Origin of the sequence: Methanotorris igneus Kol 5, from assembly GCF_000214415.1 — an archaeon.
GTDB lineage: Archaea > AGJL01 > Methanococci > Methanococcales > Methanococcaceae > Methanotorris > Methanotorris igneus.
Map to the genome: position 1 here is coordinate 1,531,037 of NC_015562.1, position 23,854 is coordinate 1,554,890.

Consider the following 23,854-nt stretch of genomic DNA (forward strand, 5'->3'; position numbering starts at 1 on the left):
AATTTCGAGGTGATTCTATGGCAGAGCTTCCAGTTGCACCAGTAGTAAGAATCTTGAAGAAGGCAGGTGCTGAGAGGGTAAGTGAAGAAGCAGGTAAATTCTTTGCTGAGGCTTTAGAAGAAATTGCAATGAACATTGCTCAAGAAGCTGCTGCATTAGCTAAGCACGCAGGTAGAAAGACAGTTAAAGTTGAAGATATTAAGATGGCTTTAAGAGGTTAAGTCACATTGCAGTATATGTATTATCCTTACTTATTTTTATGAGTTATGGATATTGATTATTTTCTATTTTTAAATGTTTCTATTTTCAAATTACTTAGGTAAAACCTTAAATATCTCTATGGATTATATTTTGTGCAACCATAACAAAATACATTCTAATTTTTTTAGTTTTAATTACTTAACTAATTAGGATTCTGTAAATTTAACTTAATGGAGGGCTTTTGATGAGGGCTGTTTTTGCACTTGGTGGCTCGGTTATAATGCCAAAAGATGGAGCCTCTGTAGAGAAAATTAAAGAATATGCGGAAACATTTAAGAAAATAAAGGATTTGGGTCATGATGTTTGTATTGTTGTTGGTGGTGGTTGGACAGCGAGGAACTACATATCTGTTGCAAGGGAACTTAAGGCAAACGAATCGTTCTGTGATGAGATTGGGATTATGGCAACAAGGATGAACTCTATGCTTTTAATTGCAGCGTTGGGAGATTATGCAATGAAAAAAGTCCCTACAAGCTTCCAAGAGGCAGAAACTATTTTGAATATGGGTAAAATTGTGGTTATGGGTGGAACTCATCCAGCACACACAACTGATGCTGTTGCCGCTTCTTTGGCAGAATTTATTGATGCTGATTTGCTAATCATAGCGACAAATGTTGATGGTGTTTATGACAAAGATCCAAACAAATATGCAGATGCCAAAAAATTAACGAAAATAACAACAAAGGAACTCGTTGATTTAACCATATCAGCATCTATTAAAGCAGGTTCTTCTGGTGTTGTTGATCCATTGGCATCAAAAATCATAGATAGGGCAAAAATGAGGGCAGTTGTTGTTAAAGGGGTTCCAGAAGAGATTTTAAAGGCAGTTATTGGCGGACATAATGGGACGGTTATTGAGCCAGAAGAATAAATTCCAAATTTATAAATATATGCATGGATAAAATTATAAATTGAAAAATAACCAAAAATAAAGATAGTAAAAATAAAATTGAGTGTGAAATTATGATTCCTCCCCATAGGCATTGTTTAAACTGTGGAATATCTATTCCTCCAGAGGAAAGTTTTTGTTCTCAAAAATGTAAGGAAGAATTTATAGCAAAGAGAAAAAAGATGATGAGAAGTCAACAGATATTTTTTATTGCCATGTTGATTATTATCTTTGCATACATTGCTATGGTGCTTTTTAAATAAACATTTCCGTTTTTATTTTTTGTTTTATTTTTTATTATTTTTTTGGTGATTTTATGCTAAACAAGTTCAAAGGTTGTTTGGTTGGCGTGGCTATAGGGGATGCAATGGGAATGCCTTCTGAGGGATTAACAAAGGAGCAGATAAAGTCAATCTACGGAATAATAGATGACTACAAAAACCCAGAGAATCATTTTAAGCCCTATTTAAAGGCGGGACAATATACTGATGATACACAACAAACCATTGCACTTGCAGAGGCGATAACAAAAGAAGGTTTTAGTGATGAGTTATTCATAAAAAATCTCATAGAATGGTATAAAAATGAACCGAGGGGAATAGGTCCCACAAGTGAAAAGGCCATAAAAAACCTAATCAATGGAAAATTGGAGGGAATAAATTCAAAAACTTGTGGTGCAGCGATGAGAGTCGCTCCTTTAGCGTTGTATTGTAGAGATTTAGATGAGTTAAAGAGAAACATCATTGAAGCATCAAAAATAACACACAACAATGATGAAGCAATTGCTGGGGCATTAGCAGTAGGTTTCTTTATTTTTAATGCTTTAAAGGATAGGAAAGACGAAGAATTAGTAAATGAATGCAGTGAATTTATAAATAACGTTTGTCCCAAATTTTCAGAGAGGATAGGATTAATAAAAGATATTAGAGATATTGAGAAGGGTTTTGAGATTTTTGGAACTGGAATAGATGCTATTGAATGTGTTCCTTCTGCAATACTGTGTTTTTTAAGGACAGATAATTTTAAGGATGCAATAATCAAGGCGGTAAATGCTGGAGGGGATACAGATAGCTTAGGAGCCATGGTTGGAGCAATGGCAGGGGCTTATTATGGCTATAACAATATACCAAAAAAATGGATTGAGGGCTTAGAAAATAGGGATTATATAATTAGTTTGGCGGAGAAGTTATATAAATTGAGGTTTGAGGGATAAAATGAATATATTGAAAATCCTTGAAAATTTTGGAATAACTTTGGAGGATTTAGTTGATTCTGGAATGGAACTTTGCATTTGTGAGGAGGAAGAGAAGGAAAAAATAAGGAAAAAACTAAAAGAAACAATAATAAAAGAACTAAACAATCCAAATGTTTCCACTTTGCTAATAGCAGCAGTAAAGTTGGAGGAGGAGGGAAAAAAAGGTAATTTGCCTTTTAATTATGATGAAGATCCCAACTATATATATGTGGATGAGGTTATTGGGATGGCAATAGCAAATGAGATCGCAGGGACAAGAGCAATATTTAATTTCAGATGGTATGATGCAAAAAAACCTGGGATTATTAAGGAGTTGGGATTATTTTTAGATGATGCCATTGCTGGTTTAATTGCAGGATGCATGTCTAAGGTGTTTTCGGAATAGCAATCAATAAATAATATTAAATATATATCCCATTGAAAATTTAAGTTGGAGGTTTTATTTTGATACCAAAGGGAACCATTAAAAGGATTATGAAAAAACACACAGATATGAACATCTCATCTGAGGCCGTAGAGGAGCTTTCAAATATATTAGAGGAGATCATTGTAATCACCACAAAAACCGCAGAGGAAAATGCAAGGGCAGATAATAGAAAAACCATAAAAGCAAGAGATATTAAAAAATGTGATAAAGAGAGAATTAGAGAAAAAATCATAGAACTTGCCAATAGAACAGAAAAGATGAATATATTGACAAGAGAGTTTCTAAATGTAATTTCATCTGAATTAGAGTAAAAAATCTAAATTATAGCCATATATTGAAGGCATAAACTTATTTGAAATTTTACAGTTAATTAAAAGATAACTTAAAGCCTTTTTAAAACACAAATAGCCCTTAAAATTTGAGGGGTTGGAAAAATGAGGATAGCAATAACAAAGTTTTTGGGGACAAATTGTGATATGGACGTTTATCATGCTGTAAAATTGGCAGGAGGAGAGCCAGAGATTGTTTGGTTTACTGAGGAGAATTTAGATAGTTATGATGGTGCTGTTATACCAGGAGGATTTTCCTATGGGGATTATTTACGGGCTGGAGCGATTAGTGCAAGAACCCCAATAATAAACGCCTTAAGAAAAATGGTTGAAGAAGGAAAACCAGTTTTGGGTATTTGTAATGGAGCACAGATTGGTTTAGAGGCAGGATTTTCTTACGGAACATTAACAAACAACTTAAATGCAAAGTTTATCTGCAAGTGGGTTTATATTAGAGTGGAAAATAATAAAACACCATTTACATCCCAATACAAAAAAGGAGAGGTTTTAAAAATTCCAATTGCTCACGCTGAGGGAAGATTCTACGTCGATGAGGACACTTTGCAGGAGATGTATAAGAAAAATATGATTGTATTCAAATACTGCAATGAATATGGAGAAGTTACTGAAAATGCAAATCCAAATGGTTCAATAGATAATATAGCAGGAGTTTGTAATGAGAATGGGAACTGTGTATTGCTAATGCCACACCCAGAAAGGGCAAGTGAAAAGATACTGGGTTCAGATGATGGTCTTAGGATGTTTAAAGGAATGCTCGAGTACATAAAGAGTAAAAAATAAAGGAGATGGATATTGAAATCTACCAATGAGGTTGTAAAAATCCAAAAATTAATTTTTTTCAATCTTAATTTGAGATAAGTTTAAATAGCCAATTTAGTTAAATTATATTATAATGAAAATAAATTTTAGTAAAAGGTGAGATACATGTTGAACGAACCAGTAATAGAAATAGCAACAAAGGAAGTAGTTACAGTAACACCAGACACGCCAATAACAAAAGCAGTAGGAATAATGGAAGAGAACCACTTCCACAACTTAGTAGTTGTTGATGAGAGGGGGGAGTTATACTTAGTAACCATGCATGATTTGTTGTTGGCTTCATCAGTTTATGAGCATGTTGGGGAGTTAATGTTTAAACCACACTGCATACACAAAGACACTCCAGTGATGGATGCGGTTTGTGAATTAATCGACAGTGGGCAGAGAGCAGCACCAATCGTAGATGATAAGGGTAAATTGGTGGGGATTGTAACTGACTACGACATAATGAAGAGGGCAGCAACCTCAAAAATCTTGAAAGATGTTGAAGTATCAAAAATAATGACAAGAAACCCAATAACCATACATGAAAATGAAAGCATTGGTAAAGCAAGGTCATTAATGAGAAAACACAACATTGGAAGATTAATAGTTGTTGATGATGAGGAAAATCCAATAGGCATTGTTACAGAAGATGACATATTGAAGAAGGTCTTCAAACCAAAAAGAAGAATGACTGTTGGGGAATATTCAGGAGAAAAAACCCCAAGAATGGGACAACCGGTTAAGTCAATAATGAGTTCCCCATTAATAACAGCAGATGTAAACGCTACAGTTGCAGATGTTGCAAAATTAATGCAAGAATATGACATTAGGGGAGTTCCAATTTTAAAGAATAAGATGTTGAGGGGGATTGTAACAAGATTGGACATAATGAAGTATATTGCTGACTTGAAGAAGGGGGCGATGATTGAAGTCGAACTTCATGGGGCGTTAGATGAGGAAATGAAGGACTTGGCAGAAAGAATTATTGCAACAGAAGTTAAGAAAATGGTTAAACATGCAGGAAGAATACACTGGATAAAAATAAACATTAAGAAAGAACATGACAAAGGGGGAACACCATACTACCACATAACTGTATATGTTAAAACACCAAACAAGTTGTATGTTGGAGATGCATCACCAAAATTATCAAAGACAAAGAGATTAGAGGCAGAAGGAGAGGACATTGGATACATATCAGAAAAACAAAGATGGGACTTCATTGAGGTATTGAAACATGCTTTAATATCAGTTGAAAAACAAATAGATGCTGATAGGGAAAGATATCACCCAAAAACTGTTGGTAAGAAACTCAAAGAAGAAGAGGTAGAATAATTTTTCTCCTTTCTGCTTTTATTCACAAAATTTGCTTAAATTCTTCTTATTTTTATAATTTTATTTTTATTTATTTAGGTATTTATAATTCACCTTTTAGTAAAAGTTGATTTAGTAAAAGTTGATCAATCGATGAAATCCTTCGGATTTCATCACCTAAACCTTCGGTTTGGAACGGATAGGATGCCTTGCTTTGCTCGGCATCCTTCCTTAGCCTAGCTCTATTGTAAGCACTTTCCTTATTGACTATTAAATTTTGTTTAATGGTGTGTGCCATGAAAAATAGAGAACTAAAAGTAAAACCTATACAAAACGGCACTGTTATAGACCACATCAAAAGTGGAAAGGCACTTGACGTTTATAACATCTTAAAGATACCGGATGATTTACCTGTTATGTTGGCTATGAATGTTCCTTCAAAAAAGATGGGCAAAAAGGACATTCTAAAAATAGAGGGATTAGAACTTGGCTCAGATGATGTAAATAAAATAGCTCTAATTGCCCCAGATGCGACAATAAATATTATAAGGAATGGTGAGGTTGTAGAGAAATTTAAAGTAAACATCCCAGATTATATTGAAGGACTTTTAAAATGCACAAATCCAAATTGTATAACAAATAGGGAGAATGTTGAAGGAAAATTTGTCATAGAAAGCAAAAATCCATTAAAAATTAGATGCAAATATTGCGAAAAATTCTTAAGTGCCATCATATATGACGGCTCTCCGCCCTAAAGGGCGGAGTTTCGGGAGAGCAGAGGTTAAAAACCTCGCCCTCCCCGGCTCCGCCAAAGCCACTACCCCTATCTCCGTTTAGGAGATTCGGGGATACCTTCTCTCAACACAACGCCCCCAGCGGTGGGATTTTCGAAAATCCCACCCATTAATAACGTGGACTGGGGGCAATAAATGATATGCTAAATTCGATTATATATAACTTATGCTTGTCCCACCCGCCTCCCCAATCTCCGAGCGCAAGCGAGGAGAGTATAGTTGTTTGCCTTACAAATGAACAAAAACTTCATTAAATTGTATGAAGTAATTAACCTTTATTTGGGATTTTACAATTGATTTATCATCCTTTTAAAAATTTAGTTGCATCTAAATTCATGCAAGAAATTTGGCAAACAACTATAACAAAAACCGTAGGTTTTTGTCAGAATTCATCACTGCCCTAAAGGGCGGTGCTTTCTTAGCGACAACTAATGGTAATAATTTCGTTTTTATGGTTTTGAGGGATAAATATGGAGTTGAGAGGAAGGAGCATATCAAAGGGCATTGCAGAGGGGATAGCAATTGTATCGAAAGAACCCTTCTCTTTTTTGGGAGGGGTTAATGAAAAAGGCATTATAATCGATAAAAATAGTGAACTCTATGGAGAGAGTTTAAAAGATAAAATATTTGTGTTTCCTTATGGGAAAGGAAGCACCGTTGGTTCTTATGTAATTTATGGTCTTGCAAAAAGAGGAATTTTGAAGGGCATTGTTAATAAAGAATGCGAGCCAATTGTATCCACTGGGGCAATTTTAGGAAAAATTCCACTTGTCGATAAAGTTGATATAGAAAAAATAAAGAATGGAGATAGGATTGTTGTTGATGGAAATAGAGGTATTGTTATTATAAAAGAAGAGTAAAAATAATGGCAAACTAAATAACTAACGAAAACAAAATAGTGAAAAGTCTAAATTAATTCCTATTTTTGGGAATTAAAAATAATTTAACAGTTTTCTATTTTAACACAATTAAAATTAAAATTTATAAGGTGATTAACATGAGAAAAAAAGGAGATGCTAACCCATTTAAAAAGATGCCAACTATTTTAACCCCAGAAGAACTTATGGACAAAGCCTATAGAAGAGGTGAAAAGGTAGCAAGTGAATTAAGGACTACACTAATAGGTGTTCCAAAATTACTTAAATCAAGAACCGTTGAGGAACACAAAATTAGAACCATGGCATCTGTGGTTTCAGATAACTTATTAAAAATCATATCAAAAACCCCATCAATAGACAGGTTGAAGCCATTCTATAAAGAACTTGTAGAAGTTATGGTTGGAATTGATGAATTTAAAAAATCACTTGGTGCCGTGAAATGGGCGTCAGACCTTGTAAAGAAACTTGGTAATGAATATGCAAAAAAAGCAAGGAGGGCAAAAACTCCAAAAGAAGCATCAGGGTTTAGGAGAGAGTTTGTTGGAAGAACAGCATCTATATTAAAGCAAATTTATCCTAACTTGGCATTTCTTGCTGTTGCAAGGGAGAAATTAAAAGACCTCCCAACAGTGAAGGAGTTGCCAACATTAGTTATAGCAGGATATCCTAACGTTGGAAAATCAACACTTTTAAGAAAGTTAACCGGTGCGGAGCCAGAAATTAATTCCTACCCTTTCACAACAAAGGGGTTAAACGTTGGTTATATTGGAGAAGATATTCAAGTTGTTGATACTCCAGGGGTGTTGGATAGGCCATTATATGAGAGGAATGACATTGAATTGCAGGCAGTTCTTGCATTGAATTATTTGGCAAATATGATTTTGTTTGTGTTAGATCCAAGTGAATACTGTGGGTATAGCATAGAGGAGCAACTAAATTTATTAAAAGAGGTTAGTGACTTGTTTAAGGTGCCGATAATTGTTGCAATAAACAAAATTGATTTAGTTGATGGGGAGAGGTTGAAGGAAATTGAAGAAAAACTTAAAGATTACAGAGTAATAAAAATATCAGCAGATAAGGATATAGGGCTTGATGAGTTGAAGAAAATCATTGTTGATGAACTTTTGAGAACTGAATAACTATTTTATTTTCTATTTTTTGATTTTTTATTTTTTGACTTTATGAAATGATTAGAAAGTGTAATGAAGAACTATAAAAAATTTGGTCAAAAATAAAAATTGAGTTAATGTAGAGTAGTTGTTATTTTATTTTTAAATGCTTCTTTTAAACACAATAAAAATCCAATTACATAAAACAAAACGACCTCAAAATCTAAGATGCCTGTTTCTATTCCAACGAGTAAATATGCAACCATTATGGAATAAAACCCCAAACAGATACCTTTAACCTTTTTTGCCACTTTATAACAAAAGCCCATAATTATGCCAAGGATTCCAAAGTATGGGATAAGTCCTAAAATGCCATAATCCATTACAACAGCCCCAAAGATCGTTGGTGTTATTGTAACCCCACCAACGCCAATGCTATTTGCTATTATTGTTCTTGGTCCACTTGAAGGTCCTGGAATTAGATTCCAAGATGAGAAGATTGATGCATGGACAACCCCATTAAAATAGCCAGCGTAATTTTGGATTAGGATGTCTAAGATGCTCATAGTTAAGTTTATTCTTGATGTTATTGGATTCCCTTCAACACCAAGCACATACAACCTAAAAACTGACAGACCAAACAAAACCAAAAATATAAGCAAAAATAGTAACAAAACATCTTTTGTTTTTATTTTGTTTGAGTAATACACACTAAATGCAGTTGCCAATAGCAAAACCATAACTTGTGTTCTATAACCTAAAAGTCCTATGAACATTGAGAATATTAAAGAATAGACAATAATCCTTTTTATATTTATTGTGTTGTCAGAGAATAAGGACAATTCAAACTTACAGAAATCTTTAAGGAAATGTTTTATTTTTGATATTTCATTAAATTTGGGCAGTGTATTTTTAGAGATTTCATTTAATTTTGAAGAACTTACAACTATTGCCCATCCAAGGGGAAGAAGATGAGAAAGCATAGTAAATTGAACATTCAAAAACTTTCTTGATGCAGGTTCAAACAGTGGAATTCCTCTAACCCAAATTAAATCAAGAATTGTAAAAATAATCCCAATTAATATGAGAAATACTCCGATTTTATACCAAAAAATATTATGTGGATTATAACTTTTTTTAATATTTAATTCTCCCCACTTTTCTCCAACTTCAAAAGAAACATAAAAAAACAACGACGACAACAATACCAAAATTGATGTTGTTATTGAAACATTGGAAAACACCAAAAATAAACAAACCAAAAATAAAAAGAGATGATTGGGTTTTATTTCCAACTGATTTATGTTTATTTTCTCAAAGAGATTAAGTAAAATCTTTTGGATTTTGCAGCTCTTAGCTTCGCTTCGATTTTGAAAATCTTTGATTTTTAAGACCATGTTATCAGCCTTACGTCATTAAATTTTAATTTACTCATGTTTATTTGGCTTATTGTTTCATTAACTATAATATAAACGTCTAAATTTGAAGTTGTTATGTTCTCTGGTTTTAATAAGTTATCTAAATCATCCAAATAATCTAAATTTACCTTACCGTTGAAAATTACCCCGCCAAAAGTAAAATACAGGTTAGCATTTGGTATAGAATACTGAATATAGTTCTTTATCTTTTGTTGCTCAGATGGGGAATAGGTTTTTGAATCAATACCAAAAGTTCCATAGACATAAACATCTAAAACTGTTAAATGCTCTGGAATGTCTATCTTGGTTTTTATATCTTTGAATGAATGTGCATTGATAGGGGCTAATTCATACTTTATTATGGTGTTTCCCAATGGCATTAATTTTATTTTATTTGCCGCTATATCTTCTTTTGATGCTAATTTTCCTCCAATCGTTATTGTTTGGTTTTTGTATATAGCAAATAAGGTTCCCCCATTAGCTTTTGTGATTAAAACTTTATCTTTAAATTCTTCATTTGATGATGTCCATCTACCCTCTATCTCCGCATATAATGGAAAACCTTTTTTTATAATCTTATCTGCAATCCACGCACATTTATACATCTCATCTCCACTAAACTCAGTGTTGTTATTACTTTTCAAAAACTTATATCCAACTGCAAAAGAGGTTGTAAGTATTGCCACTACGACCAAAATTTCTAAGAGCGTTATTTTCTTCATCAACTCCCTCCATTAGTTCATAATGTATGTTTTGTATGGTTTATAGTCCATTTTTACCAAAACTTCACCTAGTCCTTCCCCAATCCCATAACCAAAACTATAAAGCAAACTATAAAGCACATTAAATAATCCGAAGTCCTCACCTTTGTATTCAACGACTTTTGGAGTTGTTATATTTGCCAATTTTGCGGTTATGTTGATGGCATCTTCTTCTGTTCCAACTTCATCAACTAAGCCGACTTTTTTAGCATCACTTCCCATGTATATCTTTCCATTCGCAATTTTTAATGTTTCATTTATAGTTAAGTTCCTATTCTCCGCAACCCAAATTACAAAATCCATATATGTTTCGTTTATCATCTTTTCTAAATATTCTCTCTCCTCCTCTGTCATTGGTCTATATGGTGAAGCAATGTCTTTGTATTTCCCAGCTTTTATAACTGTTACATTGATACCTAATTTCTTCATCAAGCCATAATAATGTAAAACATCCATTCTAACTCCAATACTTCCAACAATTGAGTGCTTTTCTGCAATAATGTAATCTGCTGGGCATGCAACCATATATGCCCCAGAAGCTCCAATGGTTTCTATGTAAGCTACGACTGGCTTTTTCTTTGCGACTTCTTTTACCTTTCTTGCGAGTTTCTCGCTTGCTATAACTTCTCCTCCAGGAGAGTTGATTTTTAAAAGAATGGCTTTTATGTTACTGTCTTTTTCAGCTCTGTCGAGTAAATCTATATAATCCAATGCACCCATTTTTCTATGCCCAAAAAGTCCAGAATCTTCTGATTTTAGAACTATGGGACCTTCTATATTTATTACAGCAATATTTCCTCTACCAAAATCAAAATCTGAAAAGAGGATCAAGGTTCCTCCGACCACTAATGCAAGTATTAAAATAAAAATAAAACCCATAGCAATATACAATTTTCTCATAATATCACCACAACCTCATTAAAAAAATAAAACAAATAAATTTAGTATAGAATAAATTTAGATTGTCAAATTGAACAATTTCTTTGCGTTTTCGTGTGAAACAAGGTTTATAATCTCTTTATCAACATCATTTAGCTTCATCTTTAATACTGTTTTTGGTACACTTAGTATATCAGATGGTGCTGATGATGAATCACTATCTAACAAGATCTTTTCCCCACCAAATTCTTTAACAATTTCAACTGCTTCCATTGGGGTTAATTTACTTGGTTGGACGGTTAAGCCAGCATAGCATCCAATATCAAGAACGTCCTTCACTGTATTTTTGTTGCAGTGGTCAATAACAATCTTTTCATTCTTTAAGTCGAGTGAATTTATTTCCTCTATTATAATTTTTGTTATCTCTTCTTTATTTCTTCTTGGAGTGTGAACAACTGCAGGCAAATCTAACTCCTTCGCCAACAACAACTGCTTTATAAATACATCTTTTTCTTCTTTTGTTGCCTTTTCTAATCCAATCTCCCCTATCCCAACAACAACGTCATTTTTAACAAAATCTTTTATCTTTTCAATAGCATTTTCGTAATCTTTTGGTATTGCCCTTGGATGGATACCAACGCACACAAACAATTTTAGCCCATTTTCCTGTGCTCTTTTCACATCATTATTAATTAATCTCTCAACATGGGAAACCCAAGCATCAGAGGATTTCATTTCAAATGGGTCATGAGCTAATGTTATCGCTCCATCCATACATAATGCCATCATCTCAAAGTCCTCATAAGGTCTTGTATCTGCATGGATATGTGCATCAATCATTATTCCCACCCCTTATTGTATAATATTGTTGTATTTTTCCAAAATATTGCTAATTATATCTTCAAAATCATAATTATCCACAAATTTATCTAAGACATTTATCACATCTTCAGCATACTTTTTTGATGGTGATAGTTGGTTCAATAACCTTAATATATACATTACAAAGTCATTTTCACATTTTTTTAGTGCGTCTATGCATTTGCATATTATACTATCGATGTCTTCATCCTTAACAACCAATTTTGGTATTATTGATATTAATCTCCTTTTTCAGTCTATTTTTCATCGTCAATTAAACTTAACAGTTCTGGTAGTAATGTATTTGCTACACTTTCGTATCTCGAATTTAATAAATGTTCTACAACATTTAGCATTTCTATTCTAATTGTTGGATGTGTATCATTTAAAAACTTTTTTATTTTTTTATTGTTGGAATTCTAATTCTCATCACGTATTTAAATATTTATGAATGTTAATTAATTTCTTTCATCTTTTTAATGGTATTGCTTGTTAATAATAAAATTATAAAGAATTCCATAAAGTAATAATATCTAACTTTTATCTCACACTTAAATATTTATGAACATGAATTAACTTCATTTTGATTAGTAGCAATCTCATCAATCCCTTAGCCCTTTTTAATACTTGATTTTATTGTATCCAACTATTTCTTTTGCAATCTCATGCTTATTATATAATAACACCAATTCATGGAGGACATAAGCCATTTCTTTGTAATATTTGCCATTGTGGTATCCCAAAATTATATTCGTATGCGTTAGAAAATTTGGCAAAACCTTTAGGTTTTGCCGTATAATTTGGAAATATGCTATTGGTAAATTTTTAATGATTATAGAGCTATTTCAAATTTTAATGAATGCATAACGATTATTTAAAAATTCATTAACGTATAAATAAGTTTAAAAATCCACTGCAACATTCGGTTGCAGGGAAGTTGAATAATCGTAGATTATTCAACTATTTCGCACACGACTATATTTCGCATCAGTAAGTAATAAAAAGGTATTTGGTGTAAATAATATCGGTAATATGAAGGGACAAAACATGACGATAAAAGTTTGGTTAAAAATTATGCTTAAATATTAAATTAAATATTAATCTCTTTATGTGGAATTATCACTCTTTAAGTTTGAAAATATAAACTTTAAAAGAATAAAACAATACCAAGGTAGTAAGAATGAATATGAAATTAGAGAAAATTTTAACATATTTTTTACTATTTCTTTTAATTTTATGCATTATAGGGACAATTTACTTAATATATGCCCCAAAAATAGGAGAGAGATTTACTGAATTTTATATATTAAATAAAGATTTAAAAGCCTATGATTATCCTACAGATTTATTAATTAATGAATCAGCTATGGTATTTATTGGTGTTAGTAATCATGAGTATAAAGATATGAACTATACGATCTTGGCTTTTCTTTCAGATAAAGTTTATGATTACAATTACACTGTAAATATTACAATCCTAAATAAGTGGAATGAGACTCTTTCCTACAAATATGCACTATCAAAAAAGGTATATTTAAGAAATAATGAAACTATACTAATCCCTTTAAACTTTTCTATTTCTATCCCTGGAAGACATAAGATAGAGTTTATATTATTAAAAGATGATGAAAGAAAGGTTTATAGAGAACTACACTTATGGGTTAATGTAAAAGAAAAAGAAGAACTTATTTAAGGGGATCGAATGAATATCTTAAGGGTAATTGGTGGATTATGTGTTATATTTGGAATTTCATTGGGAATTTATGGATACTTAGAAGATATATTTTATTTTTTTAATATAGGTGTTGGATTAATATTAATAGGTTCAATTATGACAATATTCTCCTATGAAAAGTACGAGTATGATATAAACACTAAACTTTTCAACGATTATATTGATTTAATTAAAAGATTGATAAGAAGTTTAGAGATTGAAAACAAAGGGATAGTTATTTCAAAAGGAGGTAATATAAGATCTGGAGTCATATTTCTTCCTATTGAGAAAGATTATAGAATAAATCTTTCCCTAATAGATGAGAACATATTACTTGTAAATTCGGATAATAAAAAAGAAATGGGATTGGTGTTTCCTCTTTTAGGTAAAAGTATGTTAAAAATTTTGGAGAGAGAAGAATTTTCTAATATAAATACTGAAAATTTGGAAGATTGTCTTTCTTATACTTTATCTCTTTTTAACTTTGGTGGAGATGTAGTTGTGGAATTTAAAGGTAGGGAAGTAATTATAAATTATAGGATAAAAAATGCTGAATTCTGTGAAAGAATGCAAAAAGAAAAATTATGTGAGAGATTTCCTTGCCATGTGTGTGGGTTTATAATTTTAGTTATTAGTAGGGTTTTAAATAGGATGTTAAAGATTGAAGAGATCAAAAAAGATAAGGATAGAATAAGAATAAGATTAATGGTGTTAGAGAATGAAGTATAAAACAATATTTTTGATTATTTTGGTTGTATATATCACTATACTTTCCATTTTTGTAAGAACTCCAGATCTTTACCTAAATCTTATATTAATTGGATTTCTTATAGAGTATGAAATATTTAAACCATACTTCTCTAAAGAGACTCAGGAAAAATTGAATATAATAGTCTATATATTGATTGGCATATTTATATTAATTGTCTTTAGGAAGATACATGAAATACTCAGTTAAAATTTCTTTATTTTATAGATTATTAATAAAATTCCAGAAATACTAATGAGAACTGAACATTGTGAGACCCCACTATTAAAAATATTTAGAAAAAGAAGGTAGAATATATAGAGAGCGATTATTGGAGTTATAAACAGGAAAAAGATTTTAACTATTAAAACTTTATCTAAATATCTAAATCTTTCATATAATGTATAAAAGAGTAGGACAGTATATAGAAAAGTGGATATGTTATAAAAACCAAGTATGGCAGATATCAATGGGATTAAATAAATAGGGTATTTTTCATTAAATTGTATATTTCTTTGTATGAGAGTGTCTAAAAAAAGAAAGGAAGGAAGTATAAGGAAAATAATAGCATAAAATCCATTTACGGAAAATAAATTTTCTAAAACCAACTGATTTACAAGATAGATCAGTGTTATTGAATATAACAGTAGACCATAGAATCTTTTAAAATAACTTAATATCAAGGATAAGATTGTAAGGGCTAAAATGAAGATTACATTTTTTATATTGGTAAATAATAGACCTATAATAAATAACAAGACAGTTCTCATTATAATCTCCTTCTCATCCTTTTTATTATTTTGTTTATTTTATCACTATAAGAAATATCTATTACTAAAGCTCCACATCTCCTAAGATTCTCTATAATTTTTTTCCTACTTATATAATGTTCATAGAGTTTTTTTAACAATTCTTCATCAATTTTATCGATATTAAAAGATGGAGAATATAGGGAGAATATTATTACTCTAAAACCTTTTCTATTCAGTAATCTTACTCCTTTTATTAATGGAGAGATGTTTGAATCTAAGTCAGTGATTATTATAACAACTCCAGGAATCATTTTTAATAAGTGCTGAACACAGTTTAGTATCCCAAATTTTTTTCCTTTTGATAGGTACTTATATATTATTAAATCCCTACTACCTCCTTCTATAGTAATCTCAGAAGGAATGTATCTTTCTATTTTTATAGGCTCTATGATTAGACGATTTATAATATCCTCAACTTTAGTTTTTCTTACAAAAATAATATCTCTAACCTTAAACTCATCATAGATAAAAATATACTCATCATTTTCAATATTTTTACTCTTCAAAAAACTTATTAATATATCTAATGCATATCCTATTTTGCTTCTTTTTTTATTCACACATTTTCTCATACTGTATCCAGCATCTAATAAATAATAGATGGGGCTCTTTTCTTTATACAAAACTTTCCTAACAATCAATTCATTTGACATAAGAGATTTTTTCCAATCGATTCTTCTAATATCGTCTCCTATTTCATATCTTTTTAGTTCGTTAATCTCAGGTTCTACATAAAATCTAAGAGTTGAACTTAAACTCTCTCCTTTCTCTAACTCTGATACTAAGCTTTTAACTGAAGGTAGTACTTTAAATTTAAACGAATTTTTGTAAAAAACTTTATTCAATTCCACTCTATCAAATATTTCTCCACTGACTTTTAAAATGAAATCTCCCTTTTTCTGTGGAGTTATCTCCAAGATGTATTCTTTATAATCTTTTTCCTCTCTTTCTTCTAAAATTTCCACTTTTCCTTCATTAGAAAAAAAGTTAAATTTTAGTATTAAACCTTTAGAATAAAATTTTATAAATATTTTTGATGTTTCATGTTCTTTAAGTTCATTACTCTCTACTTTAACCTCCTTACTATAAAACTCTTCTATACGTTTTTTAAATATACTGTCTGATAAATATAAATATATTAAGATAATTCCCCCAATTAACACTGGTGTAATATTTCCAATAACATAACCACTTCCATAAAAATACAAACTCACTAATATCAAAAGATCCCTATTTTTCACCTTCATTTTTGTCCCTCAATGAAATCTAAAATCTCCCTTTGGAACTTCTACATCTTTCAGTATGTCTTTTAAGATTTCTTCTGCAGAGCTCTCTTCTTCATAATCTACAATCAACCTATGGGATAAAACCTTAACAACATTATTTTTTACATCATCTGGAATTACGTAAGTTCTATTATCCAAATAAGCATAAACCTTAGCAACTTTCAGCAAATGTATTCCTGCCCTTGTACTTGCTCCCAATATTAGTCTTTCATCTTTTCTCGTTTTCACTATTATGTCTTTTATATACTTTAGAATAGGCAATGAAACATGAATATTAGTTATTTCCTTAATTATGTTGTTTAACATTTCTTTATCCACAACTGGTTTTATTTCATCTCCTCCATTATGGAGTTTCATCTTCAAAACTTCAAACTCTTCTTCTTCACTCAAATAATTCATATTTATTTTCATCATAAATCTATCAATCTGTGCTGTAGAAAGAGGATAAGTACCTTCAAACTCTACGGGGTTTTGTGTGGCTATAACAATGAAAGGTCTTGGAAGGCTGTAGGTTTTCCTACCAATAGTTACGGTTCTTTCTTCCATAGCTTCTAATAAACCAGATTGAGTTTTTGGAGACATTCTATTTATTTCATCAACCAAAACAATGTTTGCAAATATGGGCCCTTCTATAAATTCAAAAGTTCCAGATTGTAGTCTGTAAATTTCTCCTCCAGTTAAATCTGAAGGTAAAAGATCTGGACATCCTTGGATTCTTGAAAATTTTAGATTTAGGGATTCTGCAAAACTTTTAGCTAAAGTAGTTTTAGCCAGTCCAGGGGCCCCCTCTAACAATATATGGCCCTCAGAAACTAAGCAAACAAATAAATCTCTAATTATATCGTCTAACCCAATTATATTTTTTTTTATTTCTTTTTTTATCATCTCAAAGGCATTCATTCTTCCACCTTAATTTTATTTATTATCTCTTTAACAATTCTTTCATTTACATTATATTTTTTAATAAAATAAGATATAGAATATTCTTCTTTTTTTCCTACACTGTGTGATATTTTTTTAATAATTGGATTAGAAAGAACTTTTTTAATTATGAATTCTAAGTTTTCAACTATTATAAATATTAATAAAAAAACAAATCCTAAAAATATCAAACTATTTGGACTTATATTTCTACTTATGGTTATTGTCATTAGGTTCTGAGGATTTACGTCTGAATGATGTATTTCATCAACATAAATAATTTTATTTGAATAGTTAAAGTAAGATAAAAGAAATCCTTTATTATGCTTAAACAGGGAATTTTTAAATATATCAGGATCAGAAATTAATACAATTTTCCCGTTTCCATAATTTTTCTCTAATATTAAGGGATACTTTCCCTCATCTCCCGGTTTTGGGTAATCTCCAACTTTACTAGCTAAACTTGAGTATAAAATTACTGTTCCACTACCACTGATAGATGTAGGATTTTCTATTAAAATGTACCCCTTATAATAGGAGGTGTTAATAACGACATATGGACTTACAATATCATAAAGAGGTTTATTTGAAAATCTATTCGATAAATTTAAATATTGTAAAAGTGAATTTCCTTTATTAAAATTATCAACTAAAACCAAAATATTCCCCCTTCTTATATAATTCTTTATTACTTCTCCTTCTTCTTTAGTAAAATCAACATCGGGGGAAATTATAAATAATATGGAATTATCCTTTAAATTTTTATATGGAAATAAAATAGGTTTTACTTTATTGTTTTTATATAACTCTTTAAAGAATTTTGAGCATCCATTATTTTCTGTATTAAATACACTAAAAGGTTGTTTAGTTTTAATTAATGGAATTGATAAAGGGAGTGTTAAAAATCCTATTAGGATGATTAGGAGTAGAATATAATGTTCAATCTTCATTAGTTACACCTCTAAGGGATTTGAAGTATCTCCTATATTCATTAATATCTTTTCTTTTAGGTTTTTTATTTCCATAATAAACTTTTTCAAATATTTTTGTTATTTTCTCTAAACCTACTATCTTATAAGTTTTACATATCTCTCTTGGAGTGAGATACTTTGGAGCTCCGAGGATTTTGATAAATATATTGTAAGTTTTTACAATTCCTTCAAAATATTTTTTATTTTCTATAAGTTTAATAAAAATATCGTAAATATCTTCCTTTTCCGTTTTTCTTTTTTCTTTACTTTTTTTATCTTGTAGGTCATTATTTTTAGACTTTATTTTTATTGTGATTGCTATTGATATAATAATAGATATTATAAAAATAAATATTGCCATATTGTAATTCTCATGAGCAATAAGTCCAAAAAGAAGATTTCTTCTTACGATTTTTTCTGAAGGTTTATATATTGAATCTCCTTTAAATACTACCTTACATTCCTTAGGAATATCTTTAGTAAATAAAAATTCAAATGATCCATTATAAGTTTTTGTTATAGAGTAGGTTTTATTATTAACAATTAAGTAAATACTTTTATTATTTAATTTGTTCCCATTAAAATCTGTAAGGGTTCCTACAATTTTATTATGTTCATATCTTGCGTTAATGTAGGTGGGAATCTTTGTAAAATTTATATAAATTACCTTTTTTGTAGAAGAATATAGGCTATTTCCAAGAAAGGTAAATTCAATGGGCAATATTCTTTCAGAAGTTCCTTTTATATATAATGTACAAGGAGCTTTTAGTTCTAAAGTTTTATTTTGATAATTTACATAAATAGAAGCGTTTATTTCATTTTTATAATAATCGTATAAATGGACTTCAACCTTTGCTGGAGATAGTATGTACTCTTCCTTATTGTATTTTATATCGAAATACGTTGGAATTTTGATACACTTTATTTTTATAATGTTTGATGTTCTACTGTCATATTTTGCATAAAATGTATGATTACCAGTTCTATTTATTGTAAAATTTTTTGAAAACATACCGTTTATACTTTCTATTGTATACGGAGTATTGTCATAAAAAATTGTAATGTTTATTGGTTTTTTAGTGTCTATATAGCCATAAATAGTTATATTTGAGTTTAAAAATGCAGTTTCTTTATTGGAATAGATAAAAAATCCTCTTGGGTTAATATAGTCTAATTTTTTAACATATATGTTTAATTCACTATTTAATTCATTTATTGTTTTTTTAATATTTTCTGTATTAAATTTTAATGATTTATTTTCATATTTTAACGTAATATTATCTATCTTTTGTATGGAGTGATTCAAAAGTTCTAAATTGTTTTTTGCATTTTTTAGTGATATTTTGAATATTACATAATCATTAAGATTTGATACATTTCTATATTTAATCATTTTATTATAATTTATAATTATATTATTGGTTGCTATGTAAAATTCTTTAAAAGTAGGGGATATGTTGAGTAAGGTAACATTTATCTCATATTCTTTTAAATCTTCCGATACATTGAAAATATTCGCTTGTATAGGGGTGGTATTTTCACCGTTTAGTAGAGCCTCTAACTTATCATTACTCTCATCAATCATCCCTTGAAAATAGTGATAGGCCGTTAAATTATTACAATAACTTTTTGGCATCATAAATAATATAAAAATAAAGAGTATTGCAATGTTGTAGTTTTTGTTCATTAAAGTCATAACTCTTCACCGTTTTTTTATTTTAGTAATATTTAAATATGGATTATATCTATGTTGAATATGAAAGTTCATAACCTAATAAACTACCTAACTAAAGCATACACCTTTAAATTTAGATAATTATTTTTATATTTGCTCTTAGCATTGTTTTAATTAAGATTTTAATTAATAGAAGTATTCATGTAGAAATTACTTAGAATTTGTATTCAACACCCAAAAAATATATAAATATTTGGATTACATTAATATACTATAATGTAACTAATTTATATTTGGTGATTGTATATGAGGCTGTATGCTATATTAGTTTCAATATTTATAATACTTGGAGCAGTTCCGATAGGTTTTGCTGAAGAGAATGAAGTAGTGGCTGTAATAGTTTCCACTCCAGCAGATGCCATTGTAGCAGCTCCTTACGCTAAAGCTCTTGGTTATAAGATATTTTACACACAAAAAGATTCACTATCAGATACAGTTAAAATGGATCTTGAAAGATATCAAGTGGATAAAGTTATAATTGTTGGGGGTCCTGTGGCTGTAAGTAATGAAGTAGAAAGTCAATTAAAGAAAATGGGGGTAAAAACTAAAAGAATTTATGGGGATACAAGAATAGAAACGTCTATTGCTGTCTTTAATGATTTAATTAAAAAAAGGCCAGAACTTACTAAGAATATTATTATTGCTGAAGGATTCAATGAGAAAATAACTCCAGTGGCTGTTTCATTTGATTCCCCTGTTCTTTACTATGGATTAAATAGGGATGATAAAGTAATAGAAGCTTTAAAAGAAGTTAAAGTAAGTCCTGAAAATGTTATAATTCTTGGTAAAAAAGTTCCTAATAAAGTTGTTAGAGATATTAAAGCCAAGAATATCCTTATTGCTGCAGGTAAAGATGATGAGATAATAAAAACTGCCTTAGCTTATGCTCCAAAGATAAATCCAGACATTGAAAATAAGAAAGTTGCAGTTACTTATGCTGAAAAATCAAATAATCCAATTTTAGATGCAATAGTAAGTTTTGTTAAAGGAGATGTATCTGGAGTAGTTCCAATTCCTGAAAAGAAAGAAGATGTTTTGAAGTCATTAATTTCTAAAATATCTACATTTGCGTCAGGTATTGTAATATCCAGCGACACTTCTGACGTATCTGAGATTATATCAGACATTGCCTATAAATTAGGTATAACTTCAACGACCGTTGCAGAGCCCACCAGAAGAGGTGGAAGAGGCATTACACCAGCTCCAAAAATAAATGAAAAACCAGAAATAAAAGAGTTCAAAATTGTTACTGACGGATTAAAGGTAACATTTAACATAAAAGTTACAGATAAAGAAGGACTAAAAAAGATTGTATTGAAGTACGGTGATGGAACAACACTAACCAAAAATATATCAGGAACTGAAGTTGTTGAAAATTTATCAAAAACATATATCTTACAAGGAAAATATATTGTAACATTGGAAGTTTATGATGATGCAGATCAGAAAGTCAGTAAATCAGAAGATGTAAATCTAATGTACTTTAATGTAAATCCTGAATATATATCAAAAATCGTCAGTGGTGGCGTAAATGAAGTTATTCCTATAACTATAACAAACTATCAAAACACCAGTATATCACTGATTAATATCACAACAGGTAACCTTACAGTTTCAGCAAGTGGGGATTTAACAATTCCTGGACATCAAGATAAAATTATAAACTACACCATAACCAATAGTTCAGCATTAATACCCGGAAGAACCTACGATGCAAAAATTACATTTGCATTAAGTGGTCACAGCGAAATAAATAAAACAGTTGTATGTGAAATTTCAATTCCAAAGGTAGAAACAAAAGCTACCACATCAGGTAAAAATGTCTCATTACAAGTTGTAAACACAACTACTGTAACCAATACAAGTATTGAGATAAACGATTCAAAATCCAATGAATTTGAAATAAAAACAGTAGTTGGAAACAAATCAATAACCTTTGCAATTCCAACAACAAATACTTCAGACACATCAGTAGTGGAAAATATAACAATTAATTTAGAAAATATAAATGATGTACTTACCAGAGCTGATAAAATTAAAAATACATCAATAATAACAGAAGACCTTATAAAACCTATCCTCGTTGCAAGTAAGGATGTAAAAGATGTTTCAGTTGATATTAAAAATATATCAATAAATGAAGATGCCAATAAATTAACATTGCATACGGATATCAGCTTTAACGACACTATCAACAACTCATACGTTGTAATAGCAATACCGGTAGGTAATAACTCAGTTGATAAAATTGTCAAAAATGGAAGTGCAATTCCAGAGTATGATGGAAGCGGAGCTCAGCGTAACTATTATATCTATGATGCAAACAATGGATTGGTAATCTTATTCATGAAGGATGACCCATTATTAGAGATTACATTAAATATGGGAGAAGTAAATCAACCTCCAGTAATAGTCTATACAGAACTTATAAATGGATTGAATGTCTTAATAAATGCATCAGAATCATACGATCCAGAAGGTAAAAATTTAACATTCAAATGGGAAATACCAGGAAATGAAACTGTAACATATATTGACAATGGAAAAGTAGTAAATATAACTTACCCAGTAGATGGAACATACGATATCACATTAACTGTATCAGATGGAGTTTATGAAGTTTCATCTGTAATCTCAGTTTCAGTTGCTCAACCAGTAGTAGAAAAACCTGCAATAACAATAATAGCAAATGGAAAAACTGTTAAATTTATGGGACAAGATGCTAACACACTAACCATTGCAGGAGCAAAAACCATTAATTTGCCTACAATAACTGCAAGTGTAAATGTTGTAGATAAAAAAGATATAAGTAAAGGTATAGAAATATACTTTAAAGACAATGCAAGTGTAAAATCAATAATTGAAGCTATGAATAATTTCAATGTCATAGCATACAGTGGAGATACTATTACAATAACCTACAACAATCCAGAAATGAATGGTAAAAATGTAACAATGTCCATAATAAACGATAGAAATGGACTAAGAAATGCTCTAAGGGCCTTACTAAATAATGGAGATGCCACGGATTTAATTGGAATAATAGAAAAGAACCAATACTCCACATACAATTGTACTCAAACAGTATCCAATGACAAAGCAACCTGGACAGTACCTGCAAGTGATTTCACAGGATATACAACAGTAATAATTACAGAAGGAAATGGAGTTGCAAGTGACGCAGATAATGTGAAAATCCTTGCAGTAGGTGGATTTATAGCGTGTAAGTATAATATGACATTAACAAATACAACCAGTGGAATAAACCAAACCAACTATACAATATCACTAAGCGGTAACCCAAATAACAAGATAAGATATGGAATAATGTCCATAGACCGCAATGTTGGAATAGAGTTAAAAATAGAGGGAACTAATCCAAACGATGTATTATTCAATGTATCAGTAGTTGGAAGTAGTGGTTCTGAAACAGTAATAGAAAACAGTGACTTTATAACATTAAACGCTTCTAAAATACTTGATATAATTGAAAAAATATTCAATGGAACAGCATCTGCACTATATAGTGCTCCTACAACATCCAATACAACTTCATTGGAAATAAGAGATATTCCAAATTCATACACCATAGGAATAGCCTACGATACAGTAGATAAAAAGATTGTTGCAATTGAACAGCAATAAATTCTTTTAATTTTTTAATATT

General features: G+C 30.3%; 23 protein-coding genes. 14 read left to right on the forward strand and 9 right to left on the reverse strand.

From position 1 onward, the window contains the following. Positions 1-17: 17 nt before the first annotated feature. The 11 genes from METIG_RS07550 (at position 18) to METIG_RS07600 (ending at position 8,111) form a co-directional block, all read left to right on the forward strand. Positions 18-221: a histone family protein gene (locus tag METIG_RS07550; RefSeq protein WP_007044809.1), complete on the forward strand. Its 204-nt coding sequence runs from the start codon at positions 18-20 to the stop codon at positions 219-221. Between the two features lie 224 nt (positions 222-445). Further along, positions 446-1,132 carry a UMP kinase gene (gene pyrH, locus METIG_RS07555; RefSeq protein WP_013799622.1) on the forward strand — a complete coding sequence of 229 codons (687 nt, stop codon included), beginning with the start codon at positions 446-448 and terminating at the stop codon, positions 1,130-1,132. Positions 1,133-1,224: 92 nt separating this feature from the next. Further along, positions 1,225-1,413: a DUF2116 family Zn-ribbon domain-containing protein gene (locus METIG_RS07560; RefSeq protein ID WP_013799623.1), complete on the forward strand. Its 189-nt coding sequence runs from the start codon at positions 1,225-1,227 to the stop codon at positions 1,411-1,413. A gap of 53 nt (positions 1,414-1,466) precedes the next feature. After that, positions 1,467-2,363, forward strand: a complete 897-nt coding sequence (locus METIG_RS07565) for an ADP-ribosylglycohydrolase family protein (protein WP_013799624.1) — start codon at positions 1,467-1,469, stop codon at positions 2,361-2,363. 1 nt (position 2,364) lies between these two features. Then, the gene (gene cobZ, locus METIG_RS07570; protein WP_013799625.1) at positions 2,365-2,790 is read left to right on the forward strand and encodes an alpha-ribazole phosphatase CobZ; all 426 of its coding nucleotides are present in this window, start codon (positions 2,365-2,367) and stop codon (positions 2,788-2,790) included. 59 nt (positions 2,791-2,849) lie between these two features. Continuing rightward, positions 2,850-3,143 (forward strand): histone family protein, encoded by a 294-nt coding sequence (locus METIG_RS07575; RefSeq protein WP_013799626.1) that lies wholly within the window; start codon positions 2,850-2,852, stop codon positions 3,141-3,143. Positions 3,144-3,266: 123 nt separating this feature from the next. After that, positions 3,267-3,962 (forward strand): phosphoribosylformylglycinamidine synthase I, encoded by a 696-nt coding sequence (gene purQ / locus METIG_RS07580; protein ID WP_013799627.1) that lies wholly within the window; start codon positions 3,267-3,269, stop codon positions 3,960-3,962. 144 nt (positions 3,963-4,106) lie between these two features. Next, a complete protein-coding gene (locus tag METIG_RS07585; protein WP_013799628.1) occupies positions 4,107-5,321 on the forward strand; it encodes a CBS domain-containing protein in 1,215 nt (404 codons plus the stop codon). 275 nt (positions 5,322-5,596) lie between these two features. Next, positions 5,597-6,055, forward strand: coding sequence for an aspartate carbamoyltransferase regulatory subunit (gene pyrI / locus METIG_RS07590; protein WP_013799629.1), 459 nt, complete (start codon positions 5,597-5,599; stop codon positions 6,053-6,055). A gap of 509 nt (positions 6,056-6,564) precedes the next feature. Then, entirely contained in the window at positions 6,565-6,954 is a 390-nt protein-coding gene (locus METIG_RS07595) for a DUF126 domain-containing protein (protein WP_013799630.1), read from the forward strand. A 137-nt stretch (positions 6,955-7,091) separates the two neighbouring features. Further along, positions 7,092-8,111, forward strand: a complete 1,020-nt coding sequence (locus tag METIG_RS07600; RefSeq protein ID WP_013799631.1) for an NOG1 family protein — start codon at positions 7,092-7,094, stop codon at positions 8,109-8,111. 104 nt (positions 8,112-8,215) lie between these two features. Here METIG_RS07600 and METIG_RS07605 read toward each other — a convergent pair whose 3' ends face one another. The 5 genes from METIG_RS07605 to METIG_RS07625 are packed head-to-tail and all read right to left on the reverse strand — an operon-like array spanning position 8,216 to position 12,222. Beyond that, on the reverse strand, positions 8,216-9,478 hold the full coding sequence (locus METIG_RS07605) for an oligosaccharide repeat unit polymerase family protein (protein ID WP_013799632.1): 1,263 nt from the start codon (positions 9,476-9,478) through the stop codon (positions 8,216-8,218). Beyond that, entirely contained in the window at positions 9,469-10,221 is a 753-nt protein-coding gene (locus METIG_RS07610) for a TrmB family transcriptional regulator sugar-binding domain-containing protein (protein WP_013799633.1), read from the reverse strand. Before METIG_RS07610 ends, METIG_RS07605 begins: the two co-directional genes overlap by 10 nt. A gap of 12 nt (positions 10,222-10,233) precedes the next feature. Further along, positions 10,234-11,160: a signal peptide peptidase SppA gene (gene sppA / locus METIG_RS07615; RefSeq protein ID WP_013799634.1), complete on the reverse strand. Its 927-nt coding sequence runs from the start codon at positions 11,158-11,160 to the stop codon at positions 10,234-10,236. Positions 11,161-11,217: 57 nt separating this feature from the next. Next, positions 11,218-11,979, reverse strand: a complete 762-nt coding sequence (locus METIG_RS07620; RefSeq protein ID WP_013799635.1) for a TatD family hydrolase — start codon at positions 11,977-11,979, stop codon at positions 11,218-11,220. A gap of 12 nt (positions 11,980-11,991) precedes the next feature. Then, positions 11,992-12,222, reverse strand: a complete 231-nt coding sequence (locus METIG_RS07625) for a hypothetical protein (protein ID WP_013799636.1) — start codon at positions 12,220-12,222, stop codon at positions 11,992-11,994. A 964-nt stretch (positions 12,223-13,186) separates the two neighbouring features. Here METIG_RS07625 and METIG_RS07630 point away from each other — a divergent pair. Next, the gene (locus METIG_RS07630) at positions 13,187-13,693 is read left to right on the forward strand and encodes a DUF1616 domain-containing protein (RefSeq protein ID WP_245527604.1); all 507 of its coding nucleotides are present in this window, start codon (positions 13,187-13,189) and stop codon (positions 13,691-13,693) included. A gap of 9 nt (positions 13,694-13,702) precedes the next feature. Continuing rightward, on the forward strand, positions 13,703-14,443 hold the full coding sequence (locus tag METIG_RS07635; protein ID WP_013799638.1) for a hypothetical protein: 741 nt from the start codon (positions 13,703-13,705) through the stop codon (positions 14,441-14,443). Between the two features lie 788 nt (positions 14,444-15,231). Here METIG_RS07635 and METIG_RS07650 read toward each other — a convergent pair. Genes METIG_RS07650 through METIG_RS07665 form a run of 4 tightly spaced genes read right to left on the reverse strand, consistent with a single transcriptional unit; the run spans position 15,232 to position 20,148 of the window. Further along, positions 15,232-16,521, reverse strand: a complete 1,290-nt coding sequence (locus METIG_RS07650; protein WP_013799641.1) for a DUF58 domain-containing protein — start codon at positions 16,519-16,521, stop codon at positions 15,232-15,234. A 9-nt stretch (positions 16,522-16,530) separates the two neighbouring features. Further along, complete coding sequence (locus METIG_RS07655; protein ID WP_013799642.1) at positions 16,531-17,460, reverse strand: AAA family ATPase; 930 nt, start codon at positions 17,458-17,460, stop codon at positions 16,531-16,533. Continuing rightward, positions 17,457-18,431 carry a DUF4350 domain-containing protein gene (locus METIG_RS07660; protein ID WP_013799643.1) on the reverse strand — a complete coding sequence of 325 codons (975 nt, stop codon included), beginning with the start codon at positions 18,429-18,431 and terminating at the stop codon, positions 17,457-17,459. The genes METIG_RS07655 and METIG_RS07660 overlap by 4 nt, the downstream gene beginning before the upstream one ends. Further along, positions 18,421-20,148, reverse strand: a complete 1,728-nt coding sequence (locus METIG_RS07665) for a hypothetical protein (protein ID WP_013799644.1) — start codon at positions 20,146-20,148, stop codon at positions 18,421-18,423. Before METIG_RS07665 ends, METIG_RS07660 begins: the two co-directional genes overlap by 11 nt. 285 nt (positions 20,149-20,433) lie before the next feature. On the opposite strand from METIG_RS07665, the gene METIG_RS07670 reads away from it, so the two are divergent. Next, positions 20,434-23,832, forward strand: coding sequence for a PKD domain-containing protein (locus METIG_RS07670; RefSeq protein ID WP_013799645.1), 3,399 nt, complete (start codon positions 20,434-20,436; stop codon positions 23,830-23,832). Positions 23,833-23,854: the final 22 nt, after the last annotated feature.